This window comes from Streptomyces sp. NPDC058579 (genome assembly GCF_042718575.1).
Classification (GTDB): Bacteria; Actinomycetota; Actinomycetes; order Streptomycetales; family Streptomycetaceae; genus Streptomyces.
Genome location: NZ_JBHXPI010000005.1, coordinates 264,910 through 279,328 on the forward strand (window position 1 = coordinate 264,910; position 14,419 = coordinate 279,328).

Consider the following 14,419-nt stretch of genomic DNA (forward strand, 5'->3'; position numbering starts at 1 on the left):
CTCCCGACCGAGTTCACCCTCCAAAGTAATGGGCCGTCCGGCGGTGCACGCCCCTTTGTGACAAGTACGCCCCCAGGGTCGTACCGGATGGTAAGGAACGCGTCGTTCACGAGACGAGGGGTTTCGGGCCGCGATCCCGGGGCAGCGGGAGGGGACGGGAACGACCGACTCCGCTTGAATCCACCGCTTCCTCCCGAAGGGCGCGACGCGTGAACCTCCACGTCGACGTTGAAGAGCTGGGCCCCTGGACCGTGCTGCGGATCCACGGGGAGATGGATCTGCTGAGCTCGCCCCTGGTCAGGAGACGGGTCCACGACGCCGTCGCCGGCGGCCGGCACGATGTCGTGCTCGACCTCTCCGGGGTGCTGTTCTGCGACTCCAGCGGGGTCGGCGTGCTGATCGCCTCGCGCCGCCTGATGCGCTCCTGCCGCGGCCGCCTCCGGGTCGTCCTGCCCGCCCGTGGCTCGGAGGACGCCTCGCACGTCAACCGCGTCCTCGCCGCCCTCGGGGTCCGCCGACTCTTCGACGTCTACGGCGACGCGACGGCGGCCGTAGACGACGAGGCCCAACCGCTCTCGGCGTGACGCGGGGACCTGCGGCTCTCGGCACGGCGGCCCGGATCGTCGTACCCTCCCTTGGATGGAGCCCATGGAACCCGAGCAGGACCCCGGACAGCTCTTCGAGCACCGGATCGCCCGCCGATTCGCCGCCTTCGACCAGGACGGCGACGGGACGATCTCGCGCGAGGACTTCAGCACGGCGGCGAAGCGCCTCCTCACGGAGTTCGACGTCTCCTTCCGCTCCGACCGGGGCCAGGCGCTGTGCGACGGCGCCGAGGCGTTCTGGCAGGGCATGGCGGGTATCGCCGATGTCGACGGAGACCAGAAGGTCAGCCGCGAGGAGTTCCTCGGCGGCGCGGTGAAGCGGCTGCACGACCACCCCGAGCGGTTCGCCGAGATCGCCCGGCCGTTCCTGCACGCCGTCCTCGCCATCGCCACGACCCCCGCCGACGTGGAGCGGGCGCTGCTCGCGCTCGGCATCCCGCCGGTCCCGGCCGCGCTGAGCGCCCGTACGCTCCCGACCGTCGCCTCCGGGTCGGTCGACGAGCAGGCGGCGGTGGGCGCGTTCGCGCACTACTTCATGACGGAGTAGTCGTCCCGGAGCCGTACCGCTCGCGCAGTTTGTACTTCAGGACCTTCCGCAGTGTCTCGTTGCGGGGCAGGGCCTCCACGACCTCCAGCTGTTCCGGCAGCTTGTGGACCGAGAGGCCCTGCGCGCGCAGGAACTCCGTGACGGCCGCGAGGGTCAGCGGGGCCGCGGCCCCGCCCGGCGGCTGCTCGATCACCGCGCAGACGCGTTCGCCGCGGTCGGGGTCGGGGAGGCCGATGACGGCCGCGTCGCCGACGCCCGGGTACGTGTGCAGGAGGTCCTCGATCTCCTTGGCCGAGATGTTCTCGCCCTTGCGGATGATGATGTCCTTGATCCGCCCAGTCAGGACCAGGTGCCCGCTCGCGGTGACGTGGCCGACGTCGCCGGTGATGAGGAAGCCGTCCTCGTCGAAGGCGGCGGCGGTCTGCGCCGGGTCCAGATAGCCCTGGCATACGGCCTCGCCGCGCAGCCGGACCTCCCCGGAACCGATCCCGGAACCGTTCCCCGAGCCGTCGTCCGCGATCCGGATCTCCATCCCCTCCGGCGGCCGCCCCTCCGTGGTCGCCAGGTTCTCCACCGTGTCGTCCGGCGACCCCATCGTGATCATCGGGACCTCGGTCATGCCGTACCCGTGGGTGAGCTGGCAGCCCATCTCGCGGACGACCGCGTGGTAGACCTCCGGCGGCTTGGGCGCCCCGCCGCCCGCGAGCAGCCGCAGGCTCGGTATCAGCTTCTCGCCGGGCTGTTTGCGCTGCTCGGCGAGGAACATCGAGTAGAAGGCCGTCGACCCGCCGGCCACCGTCACCCCGTGCCTGCGGTACTCGGCGAGCGCGTCGGGCAGCGCGAACTGTTCGAACATCACGGCGGGGAATCCGTACAGCAGGAGCATCACCGTGTAGTCGGGCCCGGCGATGTGGGCGTACGGGAAGGCCATCGAGCCGATGTCGTCCTCGGTCAGGCGCAGCGCGTGCGCGAGGCACGAGCCGCCCGCGATGAGGGAACGGTCGGTGTGCAGGACGCCCTTGGGGTCGGAGGTCGTGCCGGAGGTCCAGTAGATCCACCGGACGTCCGTGCCGTTCGAGGGGGGTGGGGGAAGGACGGCGGGGTCGCCGTCGGGCAGTGACTCCGGGCCGTACGCCTCGAAGACCCCGCGCGCGCCCAGCCGGTGCGCCATCTCCGTGTGGTCGAAGCCGCGCCACACGCCCGGTACGGCGAAGAACTCGGCCTTCGACTCGCGCAGCGCGAAGCCCACCTCGCGGTCCCGGTAGAACGGGATGACCGGGGACTGCACCGCGCCCAGGCGGGCGAGCGCGAAGGAGAGGACGGCGGTCTCGATCCGGGTCGGCAGCTGCCAGGCCACGACGGTGCCGGCCCGCACCCCCATCCCGTACAGCCCGGCGGCGCACCGCTCGGCGCGCTCGCGGAGTTCGCCGAAGGTGAGGGTCCTGTCCCCCTGGAGCAGGACGGGCCGGCCGGGGGTGAGGGCGGCGCGGCGCTCGACCAGCTCCCAGAGGGTGCGGGAGGTGCCCAGGGTGTGTGCGGTGTCGGTCATGACGGTCCCCTCCGCGTCCATAGCTGACGACCAGTCAGATTGGTTGGAGAGCGTAGAGGTCCGCTCCTTGTCGGTCCAGGGGTGCGGGGCTAGCCTGAGACCGATCGGTATCTGACGGGTCATCAGAAATGGGAGAGGGTCTCATGGCGGAACTTCCACGGATCATCAGCGTCGACGACCACGTGATCGAACCGGCCCACCTCTTCAAGACCTGGCTGCCGGCCAAGTACCGCGACCGGGGACCCCAGCCGCTGACCGCCGGGATCGGCGAGCTGGCGTACGTCGGCGGGAAGTACCAGATCACGATGGACCCGGACGGCCCGCCGACCGACTGGTGGATCTACGAGGACCTCAAGTTCCCGTACAAGCGCAACATCGCCGCCGTCGGCTTCGACCGGGACGACATGACCCTGGAGGGCATCACCCGCGAGGAGATGCGGCGCGGCTGCTGGGACCCGGTCGCGCGGCTCAAGGACATGGACCTCAACCACGTCGAGGCCTCGCTCTGCTTCCCCACCTTCCCCCGCTTCTGCGGCCAGACCTTCGCCGAGGCCAAGGACAAGGAGGTCGCCCTCGCCTGCGTCCGCGCCTACAACGACTGGATGGTCGAGGAGTGGTGCGGCGACAGCGGCGGCCGGCTCATCCCGCTCTGCATCATCCCGCTCTGGGACATCGACCTGGCCGTCGACGAGATCCGGCGGAACGCGGCGCGGGGCGTCAAGGCCGTCACCTTCTCGGAGATCCCGACGTACCTCGGCCTCCCCTCCATCCACTCCGGCTACTGGGACCCCTTCTTCGCGGTCTGCCAGGAGACCGGCACGGTCGTCAACATGCACATCGGCTCCAGCAGCCAGATGCCCGCCGCGTCCCCCGACGCCCCGCCCGCCGTCCAGGCCTCGCTCAGCTTCAACAACGCGATGGCCTCGATGATGGACTTCCTGTTCAGCGGGGTGCTGGTGAAGTTCCCGAGGCTCAAGCTGGCTTACAGCGAGGGCCAGATGGGCTGGATCCCGTACGCCCTGGAGCGCGCCGACGACGTGTGGGAGGAGCACCGGGCCTGGGGCGGGGTGCGGGACCTGATCCCCGAGCCGCCGTCGACGTACTACTACCGGCAGATGTTCTGCTGCTTCTTCCGCGACAAGCACGGCATCGCCTCGCTGGACGTGGTGGGCAGGGACAACGCCACCTTCGAGACCGACTACCCGCACGTCGACTCCACCTTCCCGCACACCAAGGAGGTCGCCCTCGACCACGTCCAGGGCCTCGACGACGAGACGATCTACAAGCTGATGCGCGGCAACGCCATCCGCATGCTCGACCTCGACTTCGACCGGGGCCTCGTCTGATGGACCTCACGGACGGTCCGGGCGAGGAGGAGTTCCGGGCGCGGCTGCGGGAGTGGCTCGGAGGAGTCCTGCCGACGCTGCCGCCCAAGCCCGACCCGCTGGACTGGCCGGGCCGGCGGGCGTACGACTGCGGCTGGCAGCGCCGGCTGTACGACGCGGGGTACGCGGACGTGCACTGGGACGCCTCGCCGACCCAGCGGCTGATCTTCCTGGAGGAGACCGAGCGCGCGGGCGCCCCGTACGTGGGCGCGAACTTCGTCGGGCTGCTGCACGCCGGGCCGACGATCGCCGCCGAGGGGACGGCCGGGCAGCGGGAGCGCTGGCTGCCGCCGGTGCTGCGCGGCGACGAGGTGTGGTGCCAGGGCTTCAGCGAGCCGGACGCCGGTTCGGACCTGGCGGGGCTGCGGACGCGGGCGGTACGGGACGGGGACGCGTACGTCGTCTCCGGCTCGAAGATCTGGACCTCGCACGCGGAGGTCGCCGACTGGTGCGAGCTGCTCGTCCGCACGGACGCGTCGGGTCCGAAGCACCGGGGCATCACCTGGCTCGCGATGCCGATGGACGCGCCCGGGATCACGGTCCGTCCGCTGCGGACGCTCGCCGGTTCGACGGAGTTCGCGGAGATGTTCCTCGACGAGGTCCGGGTGCCGGTCGCCAACCGGGTCGGTGACGAGAACGACGGCTGGCGCGTCACGATGGTGACCCTGTCGTTCGAGCGCGGTACGGCGTTCGTCGGCGAGGTCGTCGCCTGCCGGCGCGTCCTGGCCGAACTCGCGGGCGCGGCGCGGAAGAACGGCACCTGGGACGACCCGGTGGTGCGGCGCCGCCTCGGGCGGCTGAGCGCCGAGTTCCGGGCGCTGTGGCGGCTGACCCAGTGGAACGTCAGCGAGGCGCAGGCGGTCGGGGGAGTGCCCGGCATCGGGGGCTCGGTCTTCAAGCTGCGGTACTCGCACGCCCGGCAGGAGCTGTACGACGCGGCGGCGGAGGTCCTTGGCCCGGACGCCCTTGACCTGGGGCGGGAGTGGAACCTCGACCGGCTGTCCTCGCTCTCGTACACGATCGCGGCCGGGACCAGTCAGATCCAGCGGAACATCGTCGCCGAGCGGATACTCGGCCTGCCGAAGGGGCGGTGAGTGCGGCCGTGGACTTTCGGCTGACGGACGACCAGCGGGCGCTGAGGGCGGGGGTACGGGAGCTGCTGGAGGGGCGCTTCGGGCGGGAGGCCTTGCGGGCCGCCGTCGATTCCCAGGCCCTTGACCGGGGGCTGTGGCGGGAGCTGGGCGCGGCCGGGTTCTTCGCGCTGAGGCTGCCGGAGGAGGAGGGCGGGGTGGGGCTCGGCCTTCCGGAAGCGGTGCTCGTCTTCGAGACGGCGGGGCGGGTTTTGCTGCCGGGGCCGTTGGTGGCGACGCACTTGGCTGCCGGGAGCGTGCCGGGGGCGGCGGACGGGGAGGTGGTGGTCGCCGCGGTCGACGGGGGGTTGGTGGAGTGGCTGGACGAGGCGGACGTGGTTGTGGGGGATGTCGAGGGCGCCGTGCCTGTGCGGTCGGTGGATCCGCTGACGCCGTTGCATCGGTTGCCTGGGGGCGGGGCGGCGGGACGGCTGTCCGCGACCGGAGTGCTGCTCACCGCCGCCGAGCAGCTCGGTAGTGCCGGGCGTACCACCGAGATGGCGGTCTCGTACGCCCGTACGCGGGAGCAGTTCGGGCGGGCCATCGGGTCGTTCCAGGCCGTGAAGCACCTCTGTGCGGAGATGCTCGTACGGACGGAGGTGGCCAGGGCGGCCGTGTACGGGGCCGCTGTGACGGGCGACCCCGTCGAGATCGCCGGGGCGAAGCTGCTCGCCGACGAGGCGGCGGTGGCGTGTGCGCGGGACTGCCTCCAGGTGCACGGCGGCATGGGGTTCACGTGGGAGGCGGACGTGCATCTGCACCTCAAGCGGGCCTGGGTGCGGGCCGAGCGGGGCCTTTCGAAGGCGGCGGCCGAGGAGGCGGAGGCGGCCGCGCTGTAGCCGCCCGGTGCGCGAGCGCTCACGCAGCGTCGATATCGGGTTGTGTCCTTCGGGCGGGCCGTCACGGCCCGGAGTCGGGGTCCCGCTCCGGTACCCTCCGTGGGATGCGAGTGGTTGTGAGCCCGGATCGTCCCGGTGTCGCCGAAGAGGTGACCCCGGATCGGGCGATGCCCACCGCTCGTACCCCGTGGAGGCGCTGGACGACCTCCTGTTCGACTCCCCGCAGCGTGCGTCGCACAGTATGGACCACGCGTACTCCTTCGCGCTGGAATATGCCCGAAGCGCTTGTTGCGGTGACTGTACGTCAACCATGCTGTCTCACAAGGGAATCACGTTCCGTGAGTACGTCACGGAGGCTGATGGCTGTGAGGCGCGAGGCGATGTGTCCGCCGGTTCGGATGGTGTGAGCGGTGCAGGTGCTTCAGGTTCAGTTGGAGGTCGGGCCGGACCCGGCGGAGGTGGGACGAGCCCGGCGATGGGCGCGTTCGAGGCTCGCCGGGTCGGGCATAGGGGATGACGAGCCGCTGGCCGAGACGCTGGTGCTGCTCATCTCCGAACTCGTGACCAACGCCGTGGTGCACACCGGCTGTCCGGCCGTGCTGCGGATGCTGTTCGGCGCGGGCTGCCCGGAGGCCGGTACGGTCCGGGTGGAGGTCGCCGACTCGAGCGACCGGCCGCCGCAGCCCCGGCACGCGCACGGCGAGGACACCAACGGGCGCGGCCTGGAGCTGGTGGACGGCCTGGCCGACCGGTGGGGATGGCAGCGCGAGGGCGCCGGCAAGAGCATCTGGTGCGAGGTGGACCGGGCGGCGCCGATGAAGCCTGCGGTGTCGGCAGTCGGCTCGGCGGCGGGGTCGGCGGTCGGCTCGGTGTCGGGTTCGGCATCCGCCTCGGTGCGCTGTTGACGGTTCGTGGCGGTTTGTTCACTCTGGGGTGAGCGATTCGTTGCGAGGGGACGACGAGGGCGGGCCGATGCGGCCCTCGGCGAGTGCGGGTCGTGTCCGGGTGGCGGCGGGTCGTGCCGTGCTCGGGGCGCGCGCGAGTGCGCCGCCACCCGTACGTAGGTAGTAGCCGGCCCGCGGCTCAGAGGATGGCGACCGGTGCGACCGGTGTGCCCGTACCGCCCACGAAGGGCTCGGGCATCGCGGACAGCAGGAACGCGTACTGCTCGCGCTGTGCACAGGCTGTGGACAGACTTTCCAGATTCCAGTTCTGCCCCTGGAGCATCCCCATCTCGACCAGGTCGAGGGCGTGCACGGGCAGCCACAGGTTCTCGATCTCGGGCGGGAAGATCTCGAAGGTCAGCGTGTCATTGGCGACGGCGGCGACGTCGCGGGCGTGGAACCACTCGGGCGTACGGACGGATAGCCCGGGGGACGGGAACGCGTAACCGTGCCTGTCCCCGGCGAGGTACTGCTGGATCTGCCCGGTCCGTACGAGGACGATGTCGCCGGCCCGGACGGTGACCCGGCCGAATTCGGCGGCCTCGTCGAGGTCTTCGGGGGTGACGGCGTGGTCGCCGGGCAGCCGGTCGAGGCCCTTGGCGGCGGCGACGTCGAGAAGGACGCCGCGGCTGACGATGTGGCGGGCGGTGTGGATGCCGCTGAACTCGGAGCGGCCGTGCGGGGTGATGGTGGCGGCGGGGCGGCCGTTGTAGATCTTGCCGGAGTGCGAGACGTGGGTGAGAGCGTCCCAGTGGGTGCCGGCCTGAAGGCCGAAGGTCACGGCGTCGTCGCTGGTGGCGACGGTGCCGGGGCCGAAGAGCTCCTGGTTGATCTGGACCATGACGTGGAGCGGGTTGACCCGGCCGGGGATCATGCCGGTCTGCACGCCGTCCTGCTTCAGGTCGAGGGCGAGGGGGACGCGGTGGCCGGAGCGGACGGTCGCGACGGCGTCCCGTACGACGTCGTCGGTGATGAGGTTGAGCGTCCCGATCTCGTCGTCCTGGCCCCAACGGCCCCAGTTGTTGACGCGCTTGGCGATGTCATGGAATTCCGGGGCGAGTTGGGAGGGGTGGGAGGGGTGATGGGGCGCGGGATCTGACATCGGGGCCTCCGCGGGTCTTGTTCTCCGGTATCTGACGGGTCGTAGAATCCAGCTGACGAACGAATCTAACGGACCGTCAGAAAGTGCGGGAAGGGGCCGGGCGTGGGGAACTTCTTGGCAGGCAAGGTCGTGGCGGTGACGGGCGCGGGGCGCGGGATCGGCCGCGCGGTGGCCCTGGCGTGCGCGGCGGAGGGGGCGAAGGTCGTCGTCAACGACTACGGGGTCTCCATCGAGGGCGGAGAGCCCACGTCGGAGGTCGCGCTGGGGGTGGTGAAGGAGATCGAGGCGGCGGGAGGTTCGGCGGTCGCGGTCGCCGACGACATCTCGACGATGGCGGGCGGACAGCGGATCGTGGACGTCGCGCTCGCGGAGTACGGGCGGATCGACGGGGTCGTGTGCGTAGCGGGGATCCTGCGCGAGCGGATGCTCTTCAACATGTCCGAGGAGGAGTGGGACCCGGTCGTCGCGACGCACCTGAAGGGGACGTTCACGGTCTTCCGGGCGGCGTCGGCGGTGATGCGCAAGCAGGGCGGCGGAACGCTGATCGGCTTCACGAGCGGCAACCACCAGGGGTCCGTGGCGCAGGCGAACTACTCGGCGGCGAAGGGCGGGATCATCTCGCTCGTGCGCTCGGCCGCGCTGGGCCTGCACAAGTACGGGGTCACGGCGAACGCGGTGGCGCCGGTGGCGCGGACGCGGATGTCGGCGAACGTCCCGATGGAGCTGAAGGAGATCGGCGAGCCGGAGGACGTGGCGGCGCTGGTCGTCTACCTGCTCTCGGAGCGGGCCCGCGAGGAACGGATCACGGGCCAGGTCTACACGATCGCGGGCCCGAAGATCGCGGTCTGGGCCCAGCCGAGGGAACTGCGCGCCGGCTACGCGGAGTCCGGCGCCTGGACCCCGGAACGCATCGCGGACTTCCTGCCGGGGACGGTGGGGGTGGACCCGATGCCGATGCTGGCGCGACTGGAGGAGATGGCGAGGGCGGCGGCGGAGGGCGCCAGGCCGAACGGGTAGCGGTCACCCCGCCCCCCGTTCCGCCCCGGCGGAACGACTGCCCACAACTCGCGCGACACATAAGGAGCACGGACATGAGAGGTGTCGTCTACGACGGCAAGCAGGTTCAGGTCGTGCACGATCTGGAGGTTCGGGAGCCCGGTCCGGGCGAGGTGCTCGTGCGGGTCGTCGCCGCCGGCCTCTGCCACAGCGATCTCGCCGTCATCGACGGCACGATCCCCTTCCCCGCCCCCGTCGTCCTCGGACACGAAGGCGCCGGAGTCGTCGAGGCCGTCGGCCCCGGCGTCACCCATGTCGCCGAAGGCGACCACGTCGCGCTCTCCACGCTCGCCAACTGCGGCGCCTGCGCCGACTGCGACCGCGGCCGGCCCACCATGTGCCGCAAGGCCATCGGGATGCCCAAGCAGCCCTTCTCCCGCAGCGGCACCGGCCAGCCGCTCTACCAGTTCGCCTCCAACTCCTCCTTCGCCGAACGGACCGTCGTCAAGGCCGTCCAGGCCGTGAAGATCCCCTCGGACATCCCCCTCACCTCCGCCGCCCTCATGGGCTGCGGCGTCCTCACCGGCGTCGGCGCCGTCCTCAACCGCGCCAAGGTCGACCGCGGCGAGACCGTCGTCGTCATCGGCACCGGCGGCATCGGGCTCAACGTCCTCCAGGGCGCCCGGATAGCCGGCGCGCTCACGATCGTGGCCGTCGACACCAACCCCGCCAAGGAGGAGGTCGCCCGCCGGTTCGGCGCCACGCACTTCCTGAACTCGGCCGAGTCCGTCCGGGACATCCTCCCCACCGGCGCCGACCACGTCTTCGAGTGCGTCGGCCACGTCGGCCTGGTCCGCCAGGCCATCGACCTCCTCGACCGGCACGGCCAGGCGATCCTCCTCGGCATGACCGCGCCCACCGCCGAGGCCAGTTTCCCGCCCGCCGCGATGTTCCTGGACAAGTCCATCCTCGGCTGCCGCTACGGCTCCTCCCGCCCGCAGAAGGACATCGCGCTCTACGCCGACCTCTACCGCGAGGGCCGCCTCCTCCTCGACGAACTCGTCACCGCCACGTACCCGGTGGAGGAGTTCGCCAAGGCGGCGGAGGACGCGGAACAGGGCAAGGTCGCGCGGGGAGTGCTCACCTTCTGACCCTCTGGGTGAACGTCCGCCGGTACGTCGTCGGTGTGACGCCGATCGCCGACTGGAGGTGGGACCGCAGGGACTGGGGCGTGCCGAAGCCGGCGTCGCGGGCGACCTGGTCGACCGGGAGGTCGGTGGACTCCAGGAGGTGGCGGGCCCGTTCGACGCGCTGCTGGGTCAGCCACTGGCCGGGGCTGATGCCGACCTCCTCGCGGAAGCGGCGCGTGAACGTCCGTACGCTCATCGCCTCCCGCACCGCCAGGTCCCGCAGCTGGATCGGCTCGTGCAGATGCGCGAGCGCCCAGGCCCGCGCCGAGGTCGTCGTCGACGCCCCGGCCTCCGGGAGCGGCCGCTCGATGTACTGGGCCTGCCCGCCGTCCCGGTGCGGCGGTACGACGGTCCTGCGGGCCACCTCGTTGGCGACGGCGCTCCCGTGGTCCCGGCGCACGATGTGCAGGCACAGGTCGATCCCGGCGGCGACGCCCGCCGAGGTCAGCACGTCCCCGTCGTCGACGAAGAGGACGTCCGCGTCGACCCGCACCTTCGGGAAGAGCCGCTGGAAGTGCGCGGCCGAGGCCCAGTGCGTGGTGGCGGGCCGCCCGTCGAGGTACCCGGCGGCGGCGAGGACGTACCCGCCCGTGCAGATGGAGACGAGCCGGGTCCCGGGCCGGATGTGCGCGAGCGCGGCCGCCAGCTCGTCGGTCAGCCGGCCCTCGTCGTACACCGGGCCCAGTTCGTACGAGGCGGGCACGACGACCGTGTCCGCGCCGGCGAGCGCCTCCGGGCCGTGCTCCACCTGGATCGCGAAGTCCGCGTCCGTCGGGACCGGGCCCGCGACCGGCGCGCAGGTGACGATCTCGTACAGCGGCCGGCCTGCGGCGTCCTTGGCGCGGCCGAAGATCCGGTGGGGAATGCCCAGCTCGAAGGGGAGGAGGCCGGGCAGGGCCAGGACGGCGATACGGTGCGGCACGGAAAATCCCTTGGTGGTCCAGACCATTTGCTGCTAGAAGTCGGAGCCGTGACGACGGACAAGACGACCGACAGCCGCGACCACTCCTACGAGTCCTACAAGTCTGAGGGCCGGGGTGCCATTCCCGGAACCGTTCCGGTCGAGGCTCCTGCGCTCTGGAACCGCGACTTCCGGCTCTTCTTCGTGGCCCGCGCCGCCGCCGTCTTCGGCGAGGGCATGGTGCCCGTCGCCCTCGCCGCCGGTCTGCTCGGCGCCGGGTACCCCGGCTCGTCCGTCGGCTACGCTCTCGGCGCCTGGATCGGGCCCTTCGCGCTGTTCGTCATCGTCGGCGGGGTCCTCGCGGACCGGTTCACCGCCCGCCGGATGATGGTTCTCGCCGACCTGATGCGGCTGCCGGGCGCGGCCGTCCTCGCCGTCGCCTTCGCCCTCGGCAGCCCGCCCCTCTGGGCGGTGTACGCGCTCAGCGCCCTCAGCGGCATCGGCGCCGCGCTCTTCCAGCCCGGAGTCGCGTCCACGATCCCGCGCATCGCCCCCGACGTGCAGCGCGCCAACGCCGTGCTGCGGGTCGTCGAGTCGCTGATGACCATGGCGGGCCCGGCCGTCGCGGGCGTCCTCGTCGCGCTCACCGGCGGCGCGGGCGCCGCCTTCGGCCTCAACGGCGCGACCTTCGCCGTCAGCGCGGTCTGCCTCACCCTCATGCGGCTTCCCGCCAGGCCCGCCGACTCGGTCCGGCGCGGCTCGCTGCGGGCCGAGATGGCCGTCGGCTGGCGGGAGTTCACGGCCCGGAGGTGGCTGTGGGGAGTGATCGCGATCTGGACGGTGTACGGGTTCACGGTCGCCGGGCCGATGGTGCCGCTCACCGCGACCCTGGTGACCGGCGACCACGGCTCGGCCACGTACGGCTGGCTGATGGCCGTCGCGGGCGCGGGCAACGCGGCCGGTGGGCTGCTCGCCCTGCGGCTGCGGCCCCGCCGCCCGCTCGCGGCGGGCGCGGTCGCCCTGCTCGGCCTGCCGGTCAACCTCGCCCTGCTCGGCTTCGGCGCGCCCGTCGCCGTGCTCGCCCTCGGGCAGTTCCTGGGCGGCGCGGCCTTCGCGTTCTGGCTGGTGATGTGGTCGACGTCGGTCCAGACGCACGTCCCGCAGGAGGCGCTGAACCGGATGCACGCGTACGAAGTGGCGGGCTCGCTCCTGATGATGGCGGCGGGCCGGGCGCTCGCGGGCCCGGTCGCGGAGGCGGTCGGCACGGAGGAGGTCCTGCTGGCGGGGGCGGTGATCGCGGTCCTGGTGGTCGTGGCGCTGCTGGTGGTCCGGCCGATCAGGACGCTGCCCCGGGCGTAGGCGGTACGGGTACGACTGCCGGTACGGTCCCGGCATGTCTGAAGTCCGGTTGACCACGCCCTCGTACCTCGTGCTCGGCATCATCGACAAGCTCGGCGAGGCCAGTCCGTACGACGTGAAGGTGGAGGCGGCGCGCACGGTGGCGCCCTTCTGGTCGATGCCGCACGCGCAGGTCTACGCCCAGTGCGACCGCCTCGTGGAGGCCGGTCTGCTCTCCGAGGCGCGGCAGCCTGGCGGGCGGAACCGGCGCCTGATGCGGCTCACGGAGGCGGGCGCGGAGGCCCTGGCAGGCTGGCTCGACGACCCCGCCTTCGTACCGGTCGAGGCGCGCGAACGGGGCATCCTCAAGCTCTGGTTCGGGGCGAGTCCGCGCGTGCACGCCCCGGTGCAGGTCGAGGAGCACCGGCGGACCCTGGACGAGTACGAGGGGCTCGCGGAGAGCGTGGGGGAGCTGCTGCCGCGGGGGCAGCGGGAGGCGCTGGAGTTCGGCATCCGGTACGAGCGGATGATGGTCGATTTCTGGCAGTGGGTCGAAGAGCGCGAGTCCTCCTGACCTTCGCGCCGTGACCTTTCGCGTCCTGACCTTCGCGCAGACCGTTGACCGCCGGTAACACTCGCCTCTACCTTCCTCCATAGTCCAGAAAGGACTATGGAGCCACGGCAGGGGAGCGGCTGATGGACGTCCGGTGGGGGAGGGTCGCCGCCGTCGCGGTGATCGTGAGCTGCGTGGCGTACGCGCCGGTCGCCATGACCCAGTTGTGGCCGTACGCCTCGCCCGGGGCGCCCGCCTTCGGCGAGTGGATCATGGGCCGGATGGTGTCGCCGGAGTACGTCGCCGAGGTCGTACGGGACCGGATCGGACCGTACGGCCGCAGCCTCGTCCCGCTGATCGTCCACTCGGTCCTGGGCGGGCTGCTCATGCTGCTCGGCCCGCTCCAGTACCTGTCGGCGGTCCGCCGCAGGCGCCGGCTGCACCGGGTCGCCGGGGTCGTGTTCGCGGTCACCGTGTACGCCTCGATGGCGGGCGCCGCGCTCTATCTGGCCCGTACGGCGCCCGAGGACGCGTTCAGCGGCGCGGCGTTCTGGGTCGTCCTCGCCACGATCCTCGTCGGCACCGTGGGCAGCGTGACCCTCGGCGTCCTCGCCGCCCTGGCCCGCTTCCCGGACCTGCACCAGCGGTGGATGCTGCTCTGCTACGGCTACCTGATGACCGCGCCGCTGCTCAGGCTCGAATGGGGCGGCCTGCCCTGGCTGTTCCCCGGTCTCTCCATGGCCGAGATCAACCGGATCGCGGTCATGCACCTCGGTTCCGTGGTCGTGTTCGGGGCGCTGCTCGCCTCGCGCGCCCTCGACCGGCGGACCCCGGTCCCCGGCGTCGAGGGCACCTGGTGCCCGACGCCCGTCCTCGTCGCCGTGCACGTGGCGGGCGCGGCGGGCCTCGCCTGGATCACCGTGGCCCTCCTGGACGGCCCCGGGCCTGAGGGGCCGAGGCTGCTCCTCGGGTACCTGGTCCCGTACGCGGTGACGTACGCGGTCATGGCCGCCCGGCACGCGCGCGCGGGGCGGCGGGGCGCCGCGTGGGCGCGCGAGGAGTGGCGGCTGCACCTCGCCGCGCTCTGCCTGGCCCCGGTGTTCTCGGCGGGCGCGACGCTCGTACTGGAACGACTCGTCCACCTCGACGCCTGGACGTCCCTCGTCGCGGGCGTGGCCATCGGCTGCGGGGTCATGGCGTTCGCGGCGACCTGGGTGGTGAGCCTGCGGGTGATGCGCGGCCGCGAGGTGCCGGCGCGGCGGCGGGAGCGGTCACCGCTGGGTGAGCCGGCCGAACTGGGGATCTGATGTCCCGATCCTTGCGAAAGCTGTCATTCGGGC

General features: G+C 71.9%; 14 protein-coding genes. 11 read left to right on the forward strand and 3 right to left on the reverse strand.

Annotated features, from left to right (window positions below; genetic code table 11):
* Nucleotides 1–209: 209 nt before the first annotated feature.
* Both ACFWRO_RS10040 and ACFWRO_RS10045 read left to right on the forward strand, forming a co-directional pair.
* Nucleotides 210–584, forward strand: a complete 375-nt coding sequence (locus ACFWRO_RS10040) for an STAS domain-containing protein (RefSeq protein ID WP_384506983.1) — start codon at nt 210–212, stop codon at nt 582–584.
* Nucleotides 585–639: 55 nt separating this feature from the next.
* Nucleotides 640–1,152, forward strand: coding sequence for an EF-hand domain-containing protein (locus tag ACFWRO_RS10045; RefSeq protein WP_384506986.1), 513 nt, complete (start codon nt 640–642; stop codon nt 1,150–1,152).
* On the opposite strand, the gene ACFWRO_RS10050 is transcribed toward ACFWRO_RS10045, so the two are convergent.
* The gene (locus tag ACFWRO_RS10050; RefSeq protein WP_384506988.1) at nt 1,139–2,701 is read right to left on the reverse strand and encodes a class I adenylate-forming enzyme family protein; all 1,563 of its coding nucleotides are present in this window, start codon (nt 2,699–2,701) and stop codon (nt 1,139–1,141) included. The two genes, ACFWRO_RS10045 and ACFWRO_RS10050, sit on opposite strands and share 14 nt — an antisense overlap.
* Before the next feature lie 143 nt (nt 2,702–2,844).
* Here ACFWRO_RS10050 and ACFWRO_RS10055 point away from each other — a divergent pair, with 143 nt between their 5' ends.
* From ACFWRO_RS10055 to ACFWRO_RS10070, 4 genes are all read left to right on the forward strand, one after another.
* A complete protein-coding gene (locus ACFWRO_RS10055; RefSeq protein ID WP_384506990.1) occupies nt 2,845–4,047 on the forward strand; it encodes an amidohydrolase family protein in 1,203 nt (400 codons plus the stop codon).
* Entirely contained in the window at nt 4,047–5,180 is a 1,134-nt protein-coding gene (locus ACFWRO_RS10060) for an acyl-CoA dehydrogenase family protein (protein WP_384506992.1), read from the forward strand. Before ACFWRO_RS10055 ends, ACFWRO_RS10060 begins: the two co-directional genes overlap by 1 nt.
* A gap of 8 nt (nt 5,181–5,188) precedes the next feature.
* Complete coding sequence (locus tag ACFWRO_RS10065; RefSeq protein WP_384506994.1) at nt 5,189–6,055, forward strand: acyl-CoA dehydrogenase family protein; 867 nt, start codon at nt 5,189–5,191, stop codon at nt 6,053–6,055.
* 410 nt (nt 6,056–6,465) lie between these two features.
* Entirely contained in the window at nt 6,466–6,960 is a 495-nt protein-coding gene (locus ACFWRO_RS10070) for an ATP-binding protein (protein WP_384506997.1), read from the forward strand.
* A gap of 178 nt (nt 6,961–7,138) precedes the next feature.
* Here the strand turns inward: ACFWRO_RS10070 and ACFWRO_RS10075 are convergent, their stop codons facing one another.
* On the reverse strand, nt 7,139–8,101 hold the full coding sequence (locus ACFWRO_RS10075; RefSeq protein WP_384507000.1) for a cyclase family protein: 963 nt from the start codon (nt 8,099–8,101) through the stop codon (nt 7,139–7,141).
* Nucleotides 8,102–8,203: 102 nt separating this feature from the next.
* On the opposite strand from ACFWRO_RS10075, the gene ACFWRO_RS10080 reads away from it, so the two are divergent.
* Together ACFWRO_RS10080 and ACFWRO_RS10085 are read left to right on the forward strand one after the other, a co-directional pair.
* Complete coding sequence (locus ACFWRO_RS10080; protein ID WP_384507003.1) at nt 8,204–9,118, forward strand: SDR family NAD(P)-dependent oxidoreductase; 915 nt, start codon at nt 8,204–8,206, stop codon at nt 9,116–9,118.
* 74 nt (nt 9,119–9,192) lie between these two features.
* Nucleotides 9,193–10,248, forward strand: a complete 1,056-nt coding sequence (locus ACFWRO_RS10085; protein ID WP_384507006.1) for a Zn-dependent alcohol dehydrogenase — start codon at nt 9,193–9,195, stop codon at nt 10,246–10,248.
* Here ACFWRO_RS10085 and ACFWRO_RS10090 read toward each other — a convergent pair.
* On the reverse strand, nt 10,238–11,209 hold the full coding sequence (locus tag ACFWRO_RS10090; RefSeq protein ID WP_384507009.1) for a GlxA family transcriptional regulator: 972 nt from the start codon (nt 11,207–11,209) through the stop codon (nt 10,238–10,240). The genes ACFWRO_RS10085 and ACFWRO_RS10090 overlap by 11 nt on opposite strands.
* A 120-nt stretch (nt 11,210–11,329) precedes the next feature.
* On the opposite strand from ACFWRO_RS10090, the gene ACFWRO_RS10095 reads away from it, so the two are divergent.
* The 3 genes from ACFWRO_RS10095 to ACFWRO_RS10105 all read left to right on the forward strand — a co-directional run bounded on the left by ACFWRO_RS10095 (nt 11,330) and on the right by ACFWRO_RS10105 (nt 14,386).
* A complete protein-coding gene (locus ACFWRO_RS10095; protein ID WP_384507200.1) occupies nt 11,330–12,547 on the forward strand; it encodes an MFS transporter in 1,218 nt (405 codons plus the stop codon).
* 34 nt (nt 12,548–12,581) lie between these two features.
* The gene (locus tag ACFWRO_RS10100; protein ID WP_384507012.1) at nt 12,582–13,100 is read left to right on the forward strand and encodes a PadR family transcriptional regulator; all 519 of its coding nucleotides are present in this window, start codon (nt 12,582–12,584) and stop codon (nt 13,098–13,100) included.
* 122 nt (nt 13,101–13,222) lie between these two features.
* Nucleotides 13,223–14,386 carry a DUF2306 domain-containing protein gene (locus tag ACFWRO_RS10105; RefSeq protein ID WP_384507014.1) on the forward strand — a complete coding sequence of 388 codons (1,164 nt, stop codon included), beginning with the start codon at nt 13,223–13,225 and terminating at the stop codon, nt 14,384–14,386.
* The last annotated feature ends 33 nt before the right edge of the window (nt 14,387–14,419 follow it).